This is a genomic window from Deltaproteobacteria bacterium (assembly GCA_005879795.1).
Taxonomy (GTDB): domain Bacteria; phylum Desulfobacterota; class Binatia; order DP-6; family DP-6; genus DP-6.
This window is the reverse complement of record VBKJ01000131.1, coordinates 59,090-78,021: the sequence shown is the minus strand read 5'-3', so window position 1 is coordinate 78,021 and position 18,932 is coordinate 59,090. Positions and strand designations below refer to the sequence as shown.

General features: G+C 70.9%; 16 protein-coding genes. 3 read left to right on the top strand and 13 right to left on the bottom strand.

What is annotated here, in order from left to right:
• Positions 1-2 precede the first annotated feature (2 nt).
• From E6J59_08665 to E6J59_08620, 10 genes are all read right to left on the bottom strand, one after another.
• Positions 3-992 carry a hypothetical protein gene (locus E6J59_08665; protein TMB20491.1) on the bottom strand — a complete coding sequence of 330 codons (990 nt, stop codon included), beginning with the start codon at positions 990-992 and terminating at the stop codon, positions 3-5.
• Positions 989-2,047: a DUF1679 domain-containing protein gene (locus tag E6J59_08660; GenBank protein ID TMB20490.1), complete on the bottom strand. Its 1,059-nt coding sequence runs from the start codon at positions 2,045-2,047 to the stop codon at positions 989-991. The genes E6J59_08665 and E6J59_08660 overlap by 4 nt, the downstream gene beginning before the upstream one ends.
• Entirely contained in the window at positions 2,032-3,768 is a 1,737-nt protein-coding gene (locus E6J59_08655; protein TMB20489.1) for an ABC transporter ATP-binding protein, read from the bottom strand. The genes E6J59_08660 and E6J59_08655 overlap by 16 nt, the downstream gene beginning before the upstream one ends.
• 32 nt (positions 3,769-3,800) lie before the next feature.
• The gene (locus tag E6J59_08650; GenBank protein TMB20514.1) at positions 3,801-6,368 is read right to left on the bottom strand and encodes a glycosyltransferase; all 2,568 of its coding nucleotides are present in this window, start codon (positions 6,366-6,368) and stop codon (positions 3,801-3,803) included.
• Between the two features lie 990 nt (positions 6,369-7,358).
• Positions 7,359-7,676 carry a class I SAM-dependent methyltransferase gene (locus E6J59_08645; protein ID TMB20488.1) on the bottom strand — a complete coding sequence of 106 codons (318 nt, stop codon included), beginning with the start codon at positions 7,674-7,676 and terminating at the stop codon, positions 7,359-7,361.
• A gap of 16 nt (positions 7,677-7,692) precedes the next feature.
• Positions 7,693-8,571, bottom strand: coding sequence for a hypothetical protein (locus E6J59_08640; protein ID TMB20487.1), 879 nt, complete (start codon positions 8,569-8,571; stop codon positions 7,693-7,695).
• A 10-nt stretch (positions 8,572-8,581) separates the two neighbouring features.
• Positions 8,582-9,322 (bottom strand): 5-formyltetrahydrofolate cyclo-ligase, encoded by a 741-nt coding sequence (locus E6J59_08635; protein ID TMB20486.1) that lies wholly within the window; start codon positions 9,320-9,322, stop codon positions 8,582-8,584.
• A gap of 75 nt (positions 9,323-9,397) precedes the next feature.
• Positions 9,398-10,327: a tRNA (adenine-N1)-methyltransferase gene (locus tag E6J59_08630; GenBank protein ID TMB20485.1), complete on the bottom strand. Its 930-nt coding sequence runs from the start codon at positions 10,325-10,327 to the stop codon at positions 9,398-9,400.
• Entirely contained in the window at positions 10,219-11,151 is a 933-nt protein-coding gene (locus E6J59_08625) for a TIGR00269 family protein (GenBank protein TMB20484.1), read from the bottom strand. The genes E6J59_08630 and E6J59_08625 overlap by 109 nt, the downstream gene beginning before the upstream one ends.
• Complete coding sequence (locus tag E6J59_08620) at positions 11,148-11,348, bottom strand: thiamine biosynthesis protein ThiS (GenBank protein TMB20483.1); 201 nt, start codon at positions 11,346-11,348, stop codon at positions 11,148-11,150. The genes E6J59_08625 and E6J59_08620 overlap by 4 nt, the downstream gene beginning before the upstream one ends.
• Before the next feature lie 366 nt (positions 11,349-11,714).
• Between E6J59_08620 and E6J59_08615 the strand changes: the two genes are divergently transcribed.
• A complete protein-coding gene (locus E6J59_08615) occupies positions 11,715-12,107 on the top strand; it encodes a hypothetical protein (protein ID TMB20482.1) in 393 nt (130 codons plus the stop codon).
• An 88-nt stretch (positions 12,108-12,195) separates the two neighbouring features.
• Here the strand turns inward: E6J59_08615 and E6J59_08610 are convergent, their stop codons facing one another.
• Positions 12,196-13,287, bottom strand: coding sequence for an RluA family pseudouridine synthase (locus tag E6J59_08610; protein TMB20513.1), 1,092 nt, complete (start codon positions 13,285-13,287; stop codon positions 12,196-12,198).
• Positions 13,077-13,976 (bottom strand): alpha/beta fold hydrolase, encoded by a 900-nt coding sequence (locus E6J59_08605; GenBank protein ID TMB20481.1) that lies wholly within the window; start codon positions 13,974-13,976, stop codon positions 13,077-13,079. Before E6J59_08605 ends, E6J59_08610 begins: the two co-directional genes overlap by 211 nt.
• 135 nt (positions 13,977-14,111) lie before the next feature.
• Here E6J59_08605 and E6J59_08600 point away from each other — a divergent pair, with 135 nt between their 5' ends.
• Entirely contained in the window at positions 14,112-15,146 is a 1,035-nt protein-coding gene (locus tag E6J59_08600) for a mannose-1-phosphate guanylyltransferase (GenBank protein ID TMB20480.1), read from the top strand.
• Positions 15,146-17,731: a hypothetical protein gene (locus tag E6J59_08595; GenBank protein TMB20479.1), complete on the top strand. Its 2,586-nt coding sequence runs from the start codon at positions 15,146-15,148 to the stop codon at positions 17,729-17,731. The genes E6J59_08600 and E6J59_08595 overlap by 1 nt, the downstream gene beginning before the upstream one ends.
• 25 nt (positions 17,732-17,756) lie before the next feature.
• Here the strand turns inward: E6J59_08595 and E6J59_08590 are convergent, their stop codons facing one another.
• Positions 17,757-18,827 carry a ferritin-like domain-containing protein gene (locus E6J59_08590; protein ID TMB20478.1) on the bottom strand — a complete coding sequence of 357 codons (1,071 nt, stop codon included), beginning with the start codon at positions 18,825-18,827 and terminating at the stop codon, positions 17,757-17,759.
• Positions 18,828-18,932 lie beyond the last annotated feature (105 nt).

Sequence of the window (18,932 nt, the reverse complement as noted above, 5' to 3'; positions counted from 1 at the left end):
CATCATAGGGCCCGCAGTCCTTCGTCCAGCATGATCTCGGCCCACTCCGGAACCGGGGGGACGCGCTTGTAGAGATCGCGCCGCGCGCGATGCAGGCACTCCAGGGCCCGGTAGAACGGGTAGTGGGGCGGGACCCCCCCGTTGCCCGCCGACAGGTACGACTCCAGGAAATGCTGGGCGGGGCCGTCCAGGGCATGGAAGGAGCCCAGGTGAACCAGCGCCAGCCGTTGGAGGGACACGACGAACCAGGCGACATCTCGGCCGGGGTCCGCGACGTCGTACTCGTCCAGGTCGATCACCGTCGTGCGCGGGCCGCTCAAGAACACGTGCTCGGGAATGTAGCTGCCGTGCCCGGCGCAGTATTCGACGGTGCCGGGCGCCGGCGCTGCGGCTTCCAGCTCTCGGAAGAGCCGCGCACCCTTGTCACTGAACGGCTGTCCGAAGCTCGTGACCTGGTCGGTCCATTGTCGGAAACGGGAGAACTCCCTGCGGATGTCCACCGCGTTGCCGAGCCGGGGCGCTGCGATGTGAAATCGTGCCAGCCACTGCCCACACCGCTCGGCGGCCGCGCGGCGCTCGTGCGGGATGCCGCTCAAGAGCGTCTCCTTCGCCGACGGCCCCTGGACTTTCTCTTCCAGCAGGACTCGCACCGAGGGCAGATACGCGAGCGGCTGGGGAATGGAGAATTCCGCCTCCGGGCCGAAGCCGGCTTGCCAGACGGTCTCCCTTGTTCGAAATACGCCTACCTGATCGACCTCGTACACTTTGCCGATCACGCCGTGGCACCCGGTTTCGGTTTTCACGGTGATCTCGCACGTGCAGCGTTCCCGATGCCATTTGAGCGGTTGGATGCGCACCGCCTGCGGCGCACCCCAATGCCACTCGGAGACGCACAGCCGACCGAGCTCCGAGCGGAATTCGCCCTGATCGAGCACGGCCGCGAAGGGCGAAACGGTGGCGCGTTTGCCGCCGCGAACGGGTCCGAGCATCATCCCACCCCCGTCGTGGCCTTGATGCCCGGGGCGAAATGTTCATCCAAGACCGTTCCGAGCTCTCGCTTGAAGTTGGCAAAGTGTCGAGACAGGCTGCGGTGGTGCCCCCACCAGGCGAGCCACTCCAGGGACTGGTAGAGGGCCACGCCGGCCAGCTGCCGACGAAAATCCTCCCAGCCCATGCGCTGCCCGGTCTCAGCCTGGTACTGCTCGAAGTATGCGGTCCACATGGCGTGCCGCTGCGCCGCGGTCCATTTGCCCGAAGTGAGGCTCACGAGATCGAACGTGCCCGGACCCAGCGCCGCCGTTTCCCAGTCGATCACGACGATTCGCCTGGCCGTGCTGCCTTCTCGCAGCATGACGTTCTTTCCGAAGAACTGGCCGTGGATCACGGACCGCGGCAGCGCCTCGAGCCAGGCGATGCGTTCGACATAGCAGTCGAGCCCGCGCCCGACGAGCTCGCGTTCCGGGGCGTCGAGACTGGGCAGGATCTTCTCGACGCGCTCGACACACCCACGGTAATGCGCCCGGTCATACCGGGGGAGAAAGCTCGTCTGGGCCTCCGGCAGGTCGCGGGTCGCCGCGTGAAAGCGGGCGGCCCAGCGGGCGGTCGCCGTCCAGTGGGGCAGGTCGAGCGTGTTGTGCAGTACCGTCCGACCAGCATCTTCGAGAAAGATCCAGAATCGCCCGTGATCGGGCTCCCACCGGAACGCGTAGAGGTGGAGCGTCCCGAAGTGCTCCGGGGAAAGGAGCGATAGATACATCCGGAGTTCGCGGCGGCCGTGCTCGAGATCGAACTCGCGCACCGTCCGCGCCTTCTCCATCTGATGGTCCGGGTTCAAGTCCTTGAAGAAGACGCGAAGCGGCTCGTCGCCGTCGAGCGAGAGGCGCAAGCGCTCGGTACGGAAACTCGAGCTCGACGACGAGAACTCCCGGCGCATCGCGCGAATCCGGACGGGTCGCCCTCGGAGGCGGGACAGCCCCTCCTCGAGGGTCTCCGCCATCAGCGAGGTGATCCGGTCGTCGCTCGACTGCCGGCTCAGCGGGCCTGCCATGCCAGGGACGGCGTCGCCTCCGCGAGGCAGCCCCGCTCCAATTGCAGCTCCACGTCGCACATCGAGAGCGCGCTCGTCCGGTGGGTGATCAGGAACGCCGTGCGGCCGCGCATCAGGCGACCCATGGCCTCGAGGATCGCGGCTTCGGTCTTCACGTCGACCGCGCTCGTGGGCTCGTCGAGGATCAGGAGGGGCGCGTCCTTGAGGAACGCGCGCGCAAGCGCGATGCGCTGGCGCTCGCCGCCGGAGAGCTGCATCCCGCGCTCCCCGACCGGCGTCGCGTAGCCCCGCGGCAGGCGGACGATGAAGTCGTGCGCGCCCGCTGCCTCCGCGGCCCGCGCGATGTCGAGGTCGCTCGCCGCCGGGCGCCCGTAGGCGATGTTCTCCGCGATGCTGCTCGAGAACAGCACGGGCTCCTGGAGCACGATGGCGAACTGTTTGCGCAGGTCGGCGAGGCGGTAGTCCCGCAGGTCGACGCCGTCGAGGAGGATGGTGCCGGCCGTCGGGTCGTAGAATCGGGTGAGGAGGCTCACGAGCGTCGTCTTCCCGGCGCCCGTCGCCCCCACGATCGCAACCCGCGTGCTCGCCTCCACCTCGAAGGTGACGTCGCGCAGTACCGGGTGCTCGCCGTCGTAGGCGAAGCAGACCTGCCGGAATGCCACCGCGCCGGCGGCGCGCACCAGAGGACGAGCGTGGGGTCGCTCGGGGACGTCGGGCCGCTCGTCTAGGAGCGCGAAGGCCCGCTCGGCGCTCGCGAGGTAGGACTGGAGCGCCGACGCCTTTCGGCCGATCGTCTTCAAGGGTTCGTAGAGCTGCCCCACGTACCCCATCACGATCAGCAGCTGTCCCAGCGTGAGGGCGCCGGAGCGGACGTGGCGGACGCCGATGACCAGGACGGCGGCGGTACCGAGCGCCGTGACGAGCCCCACGAACAGGCCATAGCGGCCCTGGAGCAGCGTGAGGCTCATGCGCGCCGCCATCCCCTCGCGCGAGCGGCTGACGAACCGGTCGGTCTCGCGCGTCTCCTGCCCGAACGCCTTGACCACGCGCAGCGCCCCGAGCATCTCCTGCACGATGGCGGCCGCCGCGCTCTCGAGCTTCTTCGCGTGCCGCGACTGGCTGCGCATGCGCGGGCGATAGAAGCGCGACAGGAAGAAGAGGGGCGGCGAGATGGCCAGCGCCACGAGCGCGAGCTGCCGGTCGAGATGGGCGGTGACGGCGAGCATCGTCACGAGCGTGACCGCCGCCGCGAGCGCCGGAATCACGCCTTCAACCGTGACGTATTGGATCGCGGGCGCGTCCTGCTGGATGCGGTGGAGGGCGTCGGCGGTTCCCCGCGAGTCGTGATACGAGACGGACAGGCGTTGGACCTGCTCCACGAGGCGGGCGCGGAATTCGAGGACCAGCCGCTCCCCGACCCAGGAGCGCAGCAGCGTGCCAGCGAGCGCCTGCACCTGGCCTATCGTCGCGACGGCCACGAGCAGGGCGATCGCGAACAGCAGGATCGCGGCGGGGGACTGCCCGGCCACCGGGAACAACGGCCGCAGGAACGCGGGCAGCGGGTGCCCGCCGAGGACCGAATCCACCACGATCTTGACCGGCACTGGATTGAGGAGCGCCACGGGGCTCGCGAGCAGCCCGAGCCCGAAGACGCCCGCCAAGTGGAGCCAGTACGGGCGCGCCTGCCGCAGAAGCCGCCGGTACAGGGCGGCGCTGCCCATCACACGCCGCTGTCCGGAAGGCGCGTGCGGCCTCACGATTCCTGCCTTCCCGCTCGCTCGATCGCGCGGGCGACGGCGCCGATGGCTGCACCGCACTCGAAGACGCCCCGCAGCGTGACCAGCAACGCGGCGAGGCCGAGGACCACTCCGCCCGTCCATGCCCCGTCGAGGGTCGCTCCCAGAGAGAGGCCGGCGGAGATCACGACGACCCCGAGCCCCGTGAGCGACAACCCGGGCCAGGCCCGGAAACGCACGAGTTGTCGGCCGGCGCCGTGGTCCTCGCACGCCATCAGCAAGCGGGCCACGCCGAGGAGACCGGCCCGGATCTCGAGGTCCCAGCGGTCGAATTCACCGCCGCGGCGAACCGGGCCACCGAGCGATCGGAGGACCGCGCCGGTGGACTGCAAGATCCGCTCGGGAGCCACTCCACGCTCCCGCCAGATCGCCCACGACCGCGGCCGGGGAGACGACCATTGGGCGCCGTCACCCAGGCACGGGTGAAAGCCGTTTCCCAACCGGCCAAAGAGGCGCGCCAGGGGCTGGATCAAGTTGAGCGCGGCGGTCCGAGCGCGCCGCTTGCAGCGGGCGAGGCGCGACGGGGGCGCGCCGGAGAACGTTGCATGCGCTGCGCTCAGCGCGGCTTGGGTCACGGACACCGAGGTTGCGAGGGCGAGTACGGCGAGGACGAGCCATGGAGGGGTCCAGAGGGGTCCCAGCCCGGCCAGGAGACCGAGGACCGGGATACTCACGCACAATTCGGGCATGAGGAGCAGGCTGCCGAGCGCACTGGGTCGGCGCTCGTACATGCGCTGAAACGGTGCCGTTCCCCAGACGCCGTGATAGATCCGTCCCCGTCGCCACCGCAGCGATTCCTGCAGGCCCTTCCCGTAGATCCTCCCGGCCCAGGTCACGTGGCCCGTGCCGTTGTATTTCTCGGGCCATTTTCGCTCGAGCAGCGCCTCCGCCCTGCCGTAGCCGACCTGCTGCCTCCAGTACGCGCGCACCGAGTTGCGGCAGTGGTGCCAGACCATGGCCGCGGGGTGGAAGCCCAGCGTCCACCCCAGCCGCTGAAGTCGCCAGCACACGTCCACGTCATCGCCTGCGGTGCGGAACTGGGGATCGAACCCGCCGATGGCTTCGAGGCAGGTCTTCCGGAATGCCATGTTGCAGCCGGGGATGTGCTCCGCTTCGCGGTCGGAGAGGAGGACGTGGACCGGGTTGCCCGGTGCGTTCGCGACGCACTCCGCGATGCGTCCGTCGCCGGGCGGCGGGATGTTGGGACCGCCCACCCCGGCATGCGGCGTGCGCAGGAAGGCCGCGGCGAGGTAGGTGAGCCAGTGCGGGTCGGGATAGGCGTCATCGTCTATGTACGCCACGATGTCGCCCGTCGCCGCGGCGAGGCCCGTGTTCCGCGCGTTGCTCAGCCCCCTGTGCTGCGCGCGGATCAGGCGGACCGGATACTCTCCCACGATCGTCGCCGTGCCGTCCGTCGACCCGTCGTCCACGACGATCACTTCGTAGTCCGGGTACTCGATCCTGCGCAGACCTTCGAGGCATTCGCGGATCGTGCGACGGCCGTTGTACGTACAGACCACGACGGAGATGCGGGGCCAGCGAAGTCCGGACGGGAAGGGCACCTCCGCGAACGCTTCCCGCACGGCGGCGACCGCCGGCTTCGGCCGCCGGTCCCCGCTCGTGAGGCCGAAGGCCCAGTCGTCGACGTCGGCGCCGCCCCGATGCCACTCGTCGGTCCACGCGAAGACGAAGACCCCGGCGCAGCCCCCCGCGAAGGCGGTGCGAATCTGGTCGTCGAGCGAGCGCGCCTGGGCATCCTCGCCGTTGCGGAGGCTGTCCAGCCCGATCTCGCTCAGGATGAGCGGACGATCGCCGACGAGGTTCTGCAGTCGCGCCAGGTAGGCGTCGAGCTGGTCATGCGACTCGAGGTAGACGTTGAAGCAGAGGAGGTCGAGGAACGGCAGCTCGAGGTACTCCGTGGTCGGGTAGTTGACGTACGTGACGAGGCCGTCGGGATCCTCCTCCTTGACGATCCGGTACAGTCTCTCCAGGTACCGCGCGATGCGCCGCGGGCCGAGCCAACGTACGAGGGACGCCGGGATCTCGTTCCCCAGGGCGTAACACAAGAGGGCCGGATGGCCGGCGCAGCCTCGGACCCGCGCCCGGATCAGCGCTGCGATGTCCGGGGCGCCTTTCCGGTCGATGAGGAAGCCCACGTACTGCTCGGCCGACAGCCCCACCATGACCCTCAGGCCGTGGCGCAGCGCGGCGTCGAGCAGCGCGCGGGGCGGCGTCGTGTGGGGGATGCGGACGGTGTTGATTCCGACGGACGCCATCTGAGCGAAGTCGCATTCGATCTGCTTTAGATCGTGATACTCGTTCCCTTTCTCGTCCGGACGAAAGGCGCCGTACGTGACACCGCGCACGTAGAGCTTCTCGCTGCCCACGAAGAGGAACTTGCCCGCCACGCGCGGCCGCTCTTCGTGAGTGCCTGCACGGGCGCCGACCCGCCTCGGAACGACGATTATTTCCCACGGGGGGGTCTCTGGTTCGATCGCCCCATCCAGGGGCGCTATCGGGTGCATCGACATTCGGCGAGGTGGGACCGATATGTCAGCGAAGTGTCTAGACGACGTCCGCGAAGTGTCTAGAACATCCTCTTGTGGGCTTTCGGGAGTTCGTACAATCCCCAGTACACGTGACTACCCCGGGACAGGGGACCCCGCCGATCACCCTCTCGAGACCGGCTTGCTCCCCTGTAAGACTGGCTTCTTCACTTCTTGGAGAACGCTCATGCGGTTGGCTCTGGCGAGGGACGTCGGGATCGGTAAGTGCGTCACACCTCGGTCGCTCGAGGTTGCAGCCGAACGTCATCCAGTGCCGGCACCCCGGTTACGCGTCGCGGCACACGCGGAACGGGCCGGCAAGTTCCTCAGGGAAGACACCTGCCGCTGTCCGTATTCGGTGAGTTGGCGCGACGCGCCGCGTTGTAGATACGCGCCCCGAGATATCCTTTCTTGCTCGAGCGGTCCGAACGCGAGCGAGAGCGACTCCGGGAGGAGCGCGACCGGCACGAGAAGGATATGGAGGCTGCGCGCCGGCCGCGAAGCGGCAGGCCGGCGTTCTCGACGCTGGGGTACCGAGTCCGTGCCCGCGGCGGCCTGGCCGAAAGCCCGGGCCGGCCTACGGGCCGCGCCCGTGGCGGCCGGTTGCCCGGCCACGTCGATGAGCACGTTGATGTCCTGCCCCTGGAGACGTGCACCCGCTGCGGCGGCGCCGTCGGCACCGAGCAGGTCGAGGTGCAGTCTCAGCCGCCGGGCGGGTCGAAGGGGACGGCCGCGGCGGCGGTCTCTGTGGCGCCCCCCCCCAAGCCTTCACTCATGCTCGGGCCCAGCGAACTGTCTACGGGAAGGTGACGAACAGGTCCCTCAAGGCGGTGGCGTTCGCCGCGTCACCCAGCATCGGGATCACGCCGAAGATCTCCTCGATCGTGCGCAGCGTCGAGCTGTGGGTGTAGTGGATGGTAGACGGTCCACTGGTCTGCGATGCATCGGTTCGATTTTCCTCGATGGACGTCATGAATGCGGCCGGAGAGTCGCGTTTGCGTCCGGTGCCGGCACCGCCTGGTAGTATGCGATGGGCAAAAAGAGCATAGCTCCGCGGCCGACCATCCTCGGATCTGCAAGCTCAGCCTCGGTCATGAGGGTGAGAATTCGGTCCTCGGCGTTGTCTCTCAGACGATGACTCGAGTGAAGCCAGGGGGCCAAGAGGCCATTTCTGCTGGACGCCGCTCCTCCGAAATCGAGCATGTGAAAAAAGCCACCCGGTTTGAGGACGCGCCGGACCTCACGCAGTGTCTCCTCCTTCTCGTTCTCTTGGAGGTGGTGGAACATGAAGGAGGAGAATACGCTAGGAAGGCGTGACCGGGCCGCCCCGCGCGCGCGGCAGGGGTGCGGACCGCGGCGGCCCGGGGCTCCGGTAGGGAAGCGGGATGTACTGTACCGACGGGCGGCCCGTCTGCGGCTGCGGGAAGAGCCGCATGTAGCCCGCGATCTCGTGCGGCATGTCGGTGTTGATCGGGAGCCCGAGGCGCCGCAGCATATCGACGTCGAGCGGGTGGTCGTGCGTCCACTCCCCGCGCGTGAAGACGGTCGCCAGCTCCTCGGCCTTCTCCGGGCCGAGGCGCGGCGTCAGGATGCCGCGCACGCACTCCCGCAGCTGCACGATCGCCTTGCGAGCCACGTCGGCCAGGATGACGGTCTCGTCGTCGACCTCCTGGTTGCGCTCGGTCTTCCACTCGACCGCGCGCACGATCGAGGCGGCGGGGTGCTGGCCGAGCTGTGGATCGAGCGAGCCGAGCACGGCGTTCGGATCCATGACGATCTCGTCCGCGGCGAGCGCGATCAGGGTGCCGCCGCTCATGGCGTAGTGCGGCACGTACACCGTCACCTTGCTCTTGCGGGCGGAGATCGCGTGCGCGATCTGCTCGGCGGCGAGCGCGAGGCCGCCCGGCGTGTGGAGCACGATGTCGATCGGGATGTCGTCGGCCGTGAGCCGGAGCGCGCGCAGCACCTCCTCGCTGTCCTGGATGTCGATGTAGCGCACGAGCGGGAAGCCGATGAAGCTGAGCGTCTCCTGGCGGTGGATGAGGGCGATCACCCGGTGCCTGGTGCGTCGCTCCCAGCCACGCAGGAACTGGAGGCGTCGCATCTCGAGGCGGCGCCGCTGCAGCATGGGCAGGAGCGCCGAGAGGAGGAAGAAGACCCAGACGACGTCGAGGACGCTCAACGCGACGGGCTCAGAGCCGGCGTGGCGAAGGGGTCCCCGTGCCGCCGCGCTTGAGCCGCTTGCGGAGAAGCGGGATGGCGTTGATCTTGAGCGGTCGGAGCAGGTCCCAGTAGATGCCGCGCGGGCGCGGGTGCGCCGGGCGCGTGGCCACTACCTCGGTGGGGGTGACCAGGAAGTCGACGGGCAGGTCGTGCGGCAGCATGCTGATCCGCTCGGCGACCACCTGAAATGGGTGGACGGTGGTCAGGATGGGCGTCGACTCGCGCACCTTGCCTTCTTCTCGGAGGAGACCGTATTCCAGGTCGCAGTAGCCGCCGCCCTTGCCGAGCCGCGCGCCGTCGCGGCCCACCGCGACCGAGCCGCACACCACCAGATCGACGGGACGCATCTCGCGCGGCGATACGGCGCGCCCGTAGCGGCAGGCGCCGGAGATGCTCGCCGCGAGCGCCGCCTTCTTGCCGAGGCGCTGCGGGTCGATCTCGACGAAGCACTTCTCGGTGCGCAGCCGCGGCACCGCCATGTAGAGGATCTTGCCCTCGGCGAGGGCGAGCCGGCGCACCGGGAGCTGGGGCGCGTCCGGGTTCACTTTCACCACCAGCGCGCGGCGCCACACCGCCATCTCGCGCAGGAGCTGCGCGGCCCGCTCGGCGCCGGCGAAGTTGGGAACGCGGCCGAGCGCTCCCGGGAATCGCGCCACGCCCTCGCGCTGAATCGTCTGCCAGACCTTCTGGCGGATCTCCGCCTTCGTCATCGCGCGCCGGCGTCGTCCCGCGACCTGGGGGGACGCTATACTAGGGTCTGCGGGGAGTCAATTGGATCCGCCCCTTCACCGCTCCGCGGCCGGCGCGAGACGGCGTGCGAAGATGAGGAAGCCGGTGTGCGCGACCATGCGATGCTCCGGCCGCACGCTCCGCTCGCGGACATGCCAGAATCGGACCAACGTCTCGAGCGACTCGACCGCGCCGAAGGACCCGTGCTGGCGGAAGCCGTCGACCGCCTGCTTCACCTGGAGCGCGGTCGGCACGAAGGCGGTCACCACCGCCCCGGGACGGAGCGCCGCGGCGGCGGCATCGAGGAGGCGCCAGGGCTCGGCCAGGTCGACCACCAGGCGATCGGCGTCGCGCTCCTCAAGGCCCGCGAAGGCGTCGGCGGTGCGGAGGGTCCAGTTGGGCGCGGGGCCGTGGTAGCGGGCGACGTTGTCGCGCGCGAGCGCCGCGAAGTCCTCGCGCGCCTCGTACGAGGTGAGCCGCCCGGTCGGGCCGACGGCGCGCAGGAGCGCGATGGTGAGGGCGCCGGGCCCCGTCCCGATCTCGATCACGTGGTCGCCTGGCCCGATGCCCCCCCAGAGGAGGATCGGGCCCACGTCTTTGGGGTAGATGGGCTGCGCCTGCCGGGGCAGGCTCGGGACGAGCTGCGCGTAGGTGGGGCGGAGGACGAGGAGCGGCTCGCCGCCCGCCGTCTCCACGGTGCTGCCCTCGGGAAGCCCGATGAGGGCGTCGCAGGGCAGCGGTGCACCCCGCACCGAGACGGTGCGCCCGCGCCGCAGCACGCGCAGGTAGGTGCGCTCCTTGCGGTCGATCAGGACGACCGCCTCCTCCGCACGCAGGAGGGCGCGCTCGCCGACCGCTGCCGGCTCCGGCGCGGCGCTCACGCGGGGGCGTCCGCGACCACGGGGGACGCCTTCGTCCCGACCTCGCGCACGAGGCGGCAGAAGGCGCACAGCGAGCCGTAGGCCGGCATGCCGCAGCTCTCGCACTCGGTCGGCTCGTCCCGCTCGACCCGGGCGAACGCCGGCTGCGCGGCGCGCAGGAACTCCTTCACGAAGGCGAGCTTCGTGCCGGGGCTCGCGGCCTCCAGCCGGTTGAGCACGTCCTTGTAGAGGAGCTGGGAGGCGCCCGCGGCGTTCGGACACTCGTCGACGATGTAGTCGATGCCGCGCATGAAAGCGTAGACCGCCGTCTCGTACTCGCTCACCAGGTAGAGCGGCTTCACCTTGCGCACGAACTTGGGATGGGTGGCGGGCAGCACCGGTCGCTGGCGCGCGAGGTGGTCCTTCTGCCAGCGGAGCACGTTGCCCAGGAGCCGCGCCGCCTCGTCGTCCAGGTTGTGGCCCGTCACCAGCACGTCGAAGCCGCCCGCGAGCGCGGCGGTGTCGAAGTAGTGACGCTTCATGGTCCCGCACGCGGAGCACGGCGGGCGGCGCGTGAGCGCGGCGACGGCGGGCACGGCGAGGCCCGCCGCCTCGTCCTCGAGCGCGACCACGCGCAGGCGGAGGCGGCGCTGCGCGGCGAAGGCGACGACCTTGGCGTGCGACAGCTCCGAGTACGTCCCGATGCCGAGCCCGAGGTAGAGCCCGGTCGTGTCGTAGCCCAGCTCGGCGAGCACGTCCCACAGGGCGAGGCTGTCCTTGCCGCCCGAGACCGCGACCACGAGGCGCTCCGCGGGCGTGAACATGCGCTCGCCGGCGATCGCGCGCTCGACCTGGCGCCGGAAGTAGAAGAGGTAGCACGGCCGGCAGAAGGCCGAGTTGTGGGGGCGGAGCTGGACCTCGGCCTTCGCCCGGCAGCGCGTGCACTTCACGTCGCACCCCCGGAGATGACGGCGCGGATCTCCACCTCCTCGGCGTCCTCCACCACCTCCGCGTCGGTGAGCAGGAGGTCGCCGCGGATCACCATGGCCGTGCCCGGCAGGATGCCGAGCTCCTGGAGCAGCTGCGCGACCCGCCGCCGCCCCGCGATCTCGACCGTGCGACGCTGCGGGTGCAGGTGAACGCGCATGCGAGGGAAGAGATGAACGCTAGCACGCGTCCCCCACCCCCTCAAGGTTCCAGAGGATCCACACAAGTTCGACCGGCGCCCTTGACAGAGGCCGGCCACGTCCGTATACGGGAAACCTGTCCGGCGGGGGATCCACCGTTCCTCAACCGGGCATTTTTTTCAGCGCCCTGCGGCATGGCAGAAGGCAAGAAGGCCAAGACGGCCGAGAAGGGCGGCGATACGACGCGCAAGCGCCTGTGTCCGTCCTGCGGCGCCGAGAGCCGCGTCGTCCAGCTCACCGGCTTCGGCCCGCGGGGCTTCTATTGGGTGTGCGACAAGAACTGCGGCTACACGGAACGTACCCGCTGAAGGAGGCCCGGAGCGTCCATGGCGCGCGCGCGCAAGAGTGACAAGGGTGACAAGAGCGGGGGTAGCAAGGCGAAGGCGTTCACGATCTTCGACCCCGACGAGAACCACGCCGAGGAGGGCCAGGAAGAGCTCCCCAAGGACGAGGCCGGGCGGCGCAAGATCAAGCGCCAGTACGAGGAGCTGCTCGGCATCCGCATCGAGAAGCTGCGCGGCCGCATCCTGAACCGCGAGCGCATCAACAAGACGATCGAGGGCATCTACTTCATCTGCGCGTCGTGCAAGAAGGTGTGCCACAACGTGGACGACGGGCTGGTGGAGGATCCGAACAACCTGAACAACCTGTGCAGCGCATGCTCCAGCGCGAAGGAGCCACGCGGCGGTAAGGGCGGCGGCAAGGCCGCCGCCGCGTAGCGCGCACTCGGAGCGTCCCTCCGGGAGCGGTGCGCCGCGGCGTCCCGCTCTCCATGCGGCTCCCGCCGCGCACCGCCGTCTCGGAGTCCTACGCCCCGAGGGCCAAGTCGGCCGGGAGGGGTGCGCTCAGGGTGAGCGGCCGCCCGTCCGCTGGGTGCGGGAGCGTCATGCGCACGGCGTGGAGCGCGTGGCGGCCGGGCGGGAGACCAGCCGGCGCTCCGCCATAGAGGACGTCGCCGAGCAGCGGGTGGCCGCGCGCGGCCAGGTGCACGCGCACCTGATGCGTCACGCCGGTCAGGATCGTCGCCTCGACGAGGCTCCGCTCGCGGCCCGCCCGGACGACCCGGACCCGCGTCTCCGCCGGCCAGGCACGTGCTCCGGCGGTCGCGGGCACCATGCGCCGGCGGTCGCTCGGGTCGTGCGCGAGCGGGAGCGGGATGCGCGCGCCCGCGAGCGCGCTCGCATCGCCGGCGACCCAGGCGAGGTAGCGCTTCTCGACGGCGTGAGCGCGCAGTGCGGCGCGGAGCGCGCGGTGCGCCGCGCGCGTGCGGGCGGCGACCAGCAGCCCCGACGTGCCGCTGTCGAGGCGGTGCACGAGCCCCGGCGCGAGCGGATCGCCGACGCCCGCCATCTCCGGGTAGCGCGCGAGGAGGAAGGCGGCGGCCGTGCCGCGCTGGCGCGGATCGAGCGCGTGGCCCGGCATGCCGCCCGGCTTGTCGAGCGCGACCAGGGCGTCGTCCTCGTAGAGGACGGGCAGGGCGAGCCCCGGCTCGGGCGCGATGGCCGGCGGGAGGTCGGGTAACGTGACCCGGTCGCCGGGTACCACCCGGCTGCCCTTCGCGGCCGGACGCCCGTTCAGGCGCACCGCGCCCTCGACGATCAGCCGGCGCACGAGCCGTCGCGACAGCTCGGGCAGCGCACGGTGGAGGAAGGTATCGAGCCGGGCCGGGCCCGACCCGACGCTGAGCGTCAGCGCGACCACGGGGCGCCGCCCTCGGCCGTGGCGGCCGCGGGGGCGCGCTCGGCGGCGAGGTTCTCGCGCACCAGCGTGTAGACGCGCCGCGAGAAGAGGAGCGACAAGTGGCCGAGCCCGCGCACCTCGACGTTGAACGCACCCGGGTAGTACGCCCGGCTCGGCGGGACGACGACCGCATCGTCGGCCGAGTAGATCGAGATGCAGTCGGCGAGCTGCGGCACGGGATCGTCGGCGGCGAGGCGGGCGAGGAGCGGCGAGCCGGGGCGCATCTGGACGACCATGGGGTCGAGCCGCAAGCGGGGGAAAGCCTCCGTGCCCTGATGCGGCGTGCCGAGGGTGATGAGCCGGCCGACGGCGCTCGCCCCGCCGCGCGTCCGGATGTACGCGCGGGCGACCAGCCCGCCCATGCTGTGCGCCACGATGTCGACCCGTGACGCGCCCGACGCGCGCCGGATGCGATCGATCGCCTCTCCCAGGCGCTGCGCGCTTCGCTCGATGTCGCCGCCCACGGGGGCGTGGGCGACGGGGTGGAGGTGCCGCCAGCCGTCGCGCTCGAGCCGCCGCGCGAGCCAGAGGAAGTTGGCAGCGTGCTGCGCGTAGCCGTGCAGCAGGACGACCGGAGGGCGCGGATCGTCGGGGTCGAGCGGCCGCACGCGCCGGCGCCGGAGGGCGAGCGGCGTGGCGAGCCCGAGGAGCGCGGTCGCCGCGCACTCGACAGCGAAGGCCCAGGCGCGGCCGGGCCAGGGAGTGCGGTCCTCCCCGTCCGCCGCGCACGCGGGCGGATGGCGCCGGCGGTGGCGCGCCGCCCCCCTGTACGCGTACACGTTGAAGAGCGCGCTCGCCGCGACGATGCCGAGGACGAGCAGCATGGCGATGTGCGCGAGGGCCGCCACCCGGCGAGGACAGCCGCTATGACCCGGCGTGTCAAGGGTCGAACCTTGCTTTTCGCCAGGCGGCGCCTAATCTTGGCGCGCGGGCCGATCAGCCCGCGCGCGCACGTGCCACACCCTCCTCGTCAGGCGATCATCATGGCGGGCGGTGCGGGAACCCGGTTCTGGCCCCGCAGCCGCGTCCACATGCCGAAGCAGCTGCTCGCGCTCAGCGGGAGGCGGAGCCTGCTGCAGGAGACGGTTGCCCGCGTCTCGCCACCCATACGGCGCGACCGCATCCTGGTGGTGACGGCGCGCGCGCAGGCGCGCGCCGTCGCGCGCCAGCTGCCCCGCCTCGGGCGCGGCGCCCTGCTGGTCGAGCCCGAGGGACGCAACACCGCGGCGGCCATCGCCCTGGCCGCCCTGCACGTCGCCCGCCGCGCGCCCGAGGCCGTGCTCGCGGTGCTGCCGGCCGACCACGTGATCGACGACCTGCCCGCCTTCCGTCGCGACCTCGCGCTCGCGCTCGAGGTCGCGGAGCAGAGCGGGGCGCTGGTCACCATCGGCGTTCCGCCGACGTACGTCGAGACGGGCTACGGCTACATCCGCATGGGCGCGCCGCTGCCCGGCACCCGCGGGCGCGGCGCCTGGGCCGCCGAGTTCATCGAGAAGCCGGAGCGCGCGCGCGCCCAGGCGCTCATCGCGGGCGGCGACGTGCTCTGGAACTCGGGCATCTTCGCGTGGCGGGCGAGCGCCGTCCTGGCCGCGCTCCGCGTGCACCTCCCCGAGGTGGTGGGACCGCTCGAGCGGGCGGGAACGAACGCCCGTGCGCTCGCGGCGGCCTACCGCCGCCTGCCCGCGGTCTCGATCGACCGCGGCGTCCTCGAGCGCGCCGAGCGCGTGGCGACCGTGCGCGCGCGCTTCGGCTGGAGCGACGTGGGGAGCTGGGCGGCCGTTGCGGCGCTCTGGTCGGGCGGGAACGGGCCCAACGCGCTCCGCGGGCGCGCCGTCTCGATCGACAGCCGCGGCTGCCTGGTCGACAGCCCCCTGCGGCTGGTCGCCGTGCTCGGGGTGGAGGATCTGGTCGTGGTCGACACACCCGACGCGGTCCTCGTCTGCCACAAGGACCGCGCGCAGGACGTGCGTCTGGTGGTCGACGAGCTCCGCCGCCGCGGGCTGAGGCGCTACCTCTGATGGCGGAGACGGTCGGATCGGCGCGCCTGGCGCCGCTCGCCCCGCCGGCGCCCCAGCCGCTCGCCGCGCAGCGCTCGACCATGCTCGAGCGCTTCGGCCCGCTCGCCCGGCTCCTCGTGCGCGTCCTCTTCCGCCGGGTGCGCGTGCGACCCGAGGCCGTCGAGCACCTCCGCCAGCTCGCCCGCCAGGGGACGCTCATCTACGTGATGCGCTACCGCTCGGTGCTCGACTATCTCCTGGTGAACGCCGTCCTGCTGCGCGAGAAGCTGCCGCTCGCGCGCTTCGCGCCCGGCGTCTCCACGGTCGCGTTCCGGCCGCTCGCCGAGGTGCTCGGCTGGCTCTTCCGCCGCCGGCGCCGCGCGGGCAGCGGCCACGTGGCCTGCTCGACGCTCGTGGCCCGCGGGGAGAGCGTGCTCCTCTTCATGCGCAGCCAGGCGGTGGCCGGGCGGCGCCGGCGGGCGCTGGCCGCCGCCCGCCTCGGCCCACAGTACCTGCGCGACGTGGTGCGCGCCACGCCGGCGGCCGACCGCCCGGTGTTCCTGGTCCCGGTCGCGATCTTCCGCGGCAAGGGCTTTCGCCGCAAGGAGTCGCGGTTCGCGACCCTCGTCTACAGCGTGCAGGAGGCCCCGGGCGAGGCGAAGCGCCTCTTCACCTACCTCTGGAACGCCGAGGAGACGCAGCTCACGCTCGGCCGCGAGATCGTCCTCGACCGCTTCGTGCAGGACTACCGGGGCGAGAGTGACGAGCGCGTCGTACGCCGGCTGGCGCGCGCGCTCCAGATCTTCCTCTACCGCGAGGAGCGGCTGGTGTGGGGGCCGCCGCTCCTGCCGCGGCGGGTGGTGCGCCGGCACGTGCTGCACGATCCCGAGCTGGCCCGCCTGGTGCGGCGCATCGCGGCCGAGCGCGGTGTGCCGCGCCGGCGGGTGTGGAAGGAGGCGCGCCGCTACTTCGACGAGATGGCCGCCGACTTCAACGGCCTCTACTTCGGCCTCCTCGAGGCGGTCTTCAACCGCATCTGGCCGCGCGTCTTCAGGGGAATGGAGGTCGTCGGCCTCGAGAACGTGATCGAGTGCGTCAAGGAGCACCCGGTCGTGCTCGTGCCGTGCCACCGCAGCCACTTCGACTACCTGATCCTCACCTACATCTTCCACCTGAACTACCTCTCGCCGCCGCACATCGCCGCCGGCAACAACCTGAGCTTCTGGCCCCTGGGGCCGCTCTTCCGCGGCGCCGGCGCCTTCTTCATCCGCCGCACCTTCGAGGACAACGAGCTCTACAAGATGGTCTTCCGCAAGTACCTCACCTTCCTCATGCGCGAGGGCTACACGCAGGAGTTCTTCATCGAGGGCGGGCGGACGCGGACGGGGAAGATCCTCACCCCGCGGCTCGGCATGCTCTCCGCGATCGTCAACGCCTTCGTCCAGGGTGTGCGGCGGGACCTCTACTTCGTCCCCATCTCGATCCACTACGGGCGCATCCCGGAGGAGGAGGCCTACGGGCGCGAGGTCGCCGGCGAGGAGAAGGAGCGCGAGTCGCTCGGCGCGCTCCTGCGCGCGCGCAGCGTGCTCAAGCGCCGCTATGGGACGGTCTACGTGAGCTACGCAGACCCGATCTCGCTGAACGCCGCTCTCGGCGCCGCCCGCGAGCGCTTCCGGGCGGGGCTCGGCGCCCAGGAGGTCGAGGAGGAGAAGCACCGCTTCATCCAGCGCCTGGGCTTCCGGCTGCTGCGCGCCGTGAACGAGGCTGCGGTGGCGGGCGCCACGGCCGTGAGCGCCACGGCGCTCCTGGGCGCGCCGCGCGCGGCCTGCCGCATGAGCGACTTCCTCGCCGCGGCCCATGCCCTCACCGGCCTGCTGCGCACGAAGGGGGTGCGGATCACCGAGTCACTCGACCGCAACGAGCGGTCGGATTTCCGTGAAAGCGTCAACTGGCTCGCGGGCGGCGGGCTGGTTGAGCGGCTGGTGGACTCGGGCGGCGTCGTCCTCCACGTACCGACCTCGAAGCGGGTCAACCTCGACTTCTACAAGAACAACACGATTCACTTCTTCCTCGTCCCCTCACTGCTCACGCGAGCGCTCCTGGCCGAGGTGCCGTTCACCGCTCTGCGCGCGCACATCGGCTGGTGGCTCGACCTCTACCGCTGGGAGTTCCCGCTCCCGGAGCGCGACGCGGTGGCGGCCGAGATCGGGCGCTGGCTTGCGTACTACCGCGAGGTGGGCGCGGTGGTGGGCGACGGGGCCGCGCTCGACCACCCTCTCATCCGCGCCACCGCCGGCATCCTCGAGAACTTCCGCGAGGCCTACCTGGTCGCGGCGCGCACCGTGGCCGCGCTCGAGGAGTGGCCGATCCTGGACAGCGGGCTCGCGCAGCGCATGCGCCGCCAGTTCCAGACCAGCCTCCTCCTCGGCGAGGTGCACAAGCCCGAGGGCAACTCGATGATCACCTTCGGGAACGCCCTCTCGCGGCTGGCCGAGCTGGGACACGTGACCATGGTGCGCCGCGGCCGGGGCGGCCGCGAGCGCTGGGTCGACCGCGGGCCGGCGTTCGACCGCCTGCCGGAGCTGATCCGGCACTTCGGCCCGTAGGGACAGCAGCCGGACCGGCTCGCGATCATGACCCGGCCTGGCCGGCGAGCTGGGGGAAGAGCGCGGCGAGCGCGGGCGGCACCGTCACCTTCTCGTCCTGCGTCGAGTCGGGCAGGTCCTCGAACTGCAGTACCCCGATCTTGGCGAACGCCTCCCGGACGTGCGGGGTGAGGAGGCCGAGCCGCTTGAGGTTCGGGACGATCTTGGAGAACAGCAGCTGGCGGAAGGCCTGCATGAAGGGCGTCTCGATCGACCACCGGGTCCACACGTCGAGGTCGTAGCCGAGCCGCTCCCAGACCTCCTGCATGAGGAGCCGATCCCGCATGAGGTGCGCCGCCTCGATGACGAAGTCCTCGCGCTCGCGCAGCTCGGACGCCGTCATCTGGCGGTACACATCCTCGAGCGAGAGCACGCCGAAGGCGACGTGGCGCGCCTCGTCACGCATGACGGCGCTCGTGATCTGCTGCAACAGATGCTCGTGCGGGTTCATGAAGTGCATCATGCCGAAGGCCGCGAGCGCGAGCCCCTCCACCATGATCTGCATGCCGAGGTAGGTCACGTCCCAACGCGGGTCGCGGATGATCTGCGTGAGCAGCGTGTGGAGATGCGGGTTGACCGGGAAGGCGAAGGGGAGTTTCTCGGTCAGATAGCGGCGGTACACCTCGACGTGACGCGCCTCGTCGATCACCTGGCTGGCCGCGTAAAACTTGGCCTCGAGCCACGGCACCGTGTTGACGATCTGAGCGGTCGCGAGCAGCGCCCCCTGCTCGCCGTGCAGGAACTGGGAGAGCATCCACCCGAGCTGGTGCACGCGCAGGCGGACGAACTCCTTCTCCTCCAGCTTCCGCGGTGGGCTGAGGAGCGTGTTGACGACGTCGGCCGACAGGAAGTCCGGGAAACGCTCGGGATCGACGTCGATCGACCAGTCGATATCGGTCGAGGCGTTCCACTGCAGGCGCTTGCCTTTCTCGTAGAGGTTGAGCAGCGCTTCCCGGCGCACCTCGTAGTCCCAGGTGAAGACGGTCTCCGAGGTCTCGCCAACGGCCTCGAGCCGGCCGGCCGGAGGGATGGGAATGGAACGTGGCGTGTCTTCCACGGTTGCCTTCTCCTTCGGCCGGCGCACATACTCGGCCCGCAGCGGCGCCCGGGCGCCAGCGGCCCATTCCTACCGCGTCGCGACGAGAGAAGGAAGGCACTCGGG

Bases quoted from the DNA above. Each gene is read 5' to 3' on its own strand.
- E6J59_08660 (TMB20490.1), bottom strand. From the start codon at position 2,047: ATGGCAGGCCCGCTGAGCCGGCAGTCGAGCGACGACCGGATCACCTCG.
- E6J59_08635 (TMB20486.1), bottom strand. From the start codon at position 9,322: ATGACGAAGGCGGAGATCCGCCAGAAGGTCTGGCAGACGATTCAGCGC.
- E6J59_08645 (TMB20488.1), bottom strand. From the start codon at position 7,676: ATGTTCCACCACCTCCAAGAGAACGAGAAGGAGGAGACACTGCGTGAG.
- E6J59_08620 (TMB20483.1), bottom strand. From the start codon at position 11,348: ATGCGCGTTCACCTGCACCCGCAGCGTCGCACGGTCGAGATCGCGGGG.
- E6J59_08615 (TMB20482.1), top strand. From the start codon at position 11,715: ATGGCGCGCGCGCGCAAGAGTGACAAGGGTGACAAGAGCGGGGGTAGC.
- E6J59_08595 (TMB20479.1), top strand. From the start codon at position 15,146: ATGGCGGAGACGGTCGGATCGGCGCGCCTGGCGCCGCTCGCCCCGCCG.
- E6J59_08665 (TMB20491.1), bottom strand. From the start codon at position 992: ATGATGCTCGGACCCGTTCGCGGCGGCAAACGCGCCACCGTTTCGCCC.
- E6J59_08650 (TMB20514.1), bottom strand. From the start codon at position 6,368: ATGCACCCGATAGCGCCCCTGGATGGGGCGATCGAACCAGAGACCCCC.
- E6J59_08600 (TMB20480.1), top strand. From the start codon at position 14,112: ATGGCGGGCGGTGCGGGAACCCGGTTCTGGCCCCGCAGCCGCGTCCAC.
- E6J59_08655 (TMB20489.1), bottom strand. From the start codon at position 3,768: ATGGGCAGCGCCGCCCTGTACCGGCGGCTTCTGCGGCAGGCGCGCCCG.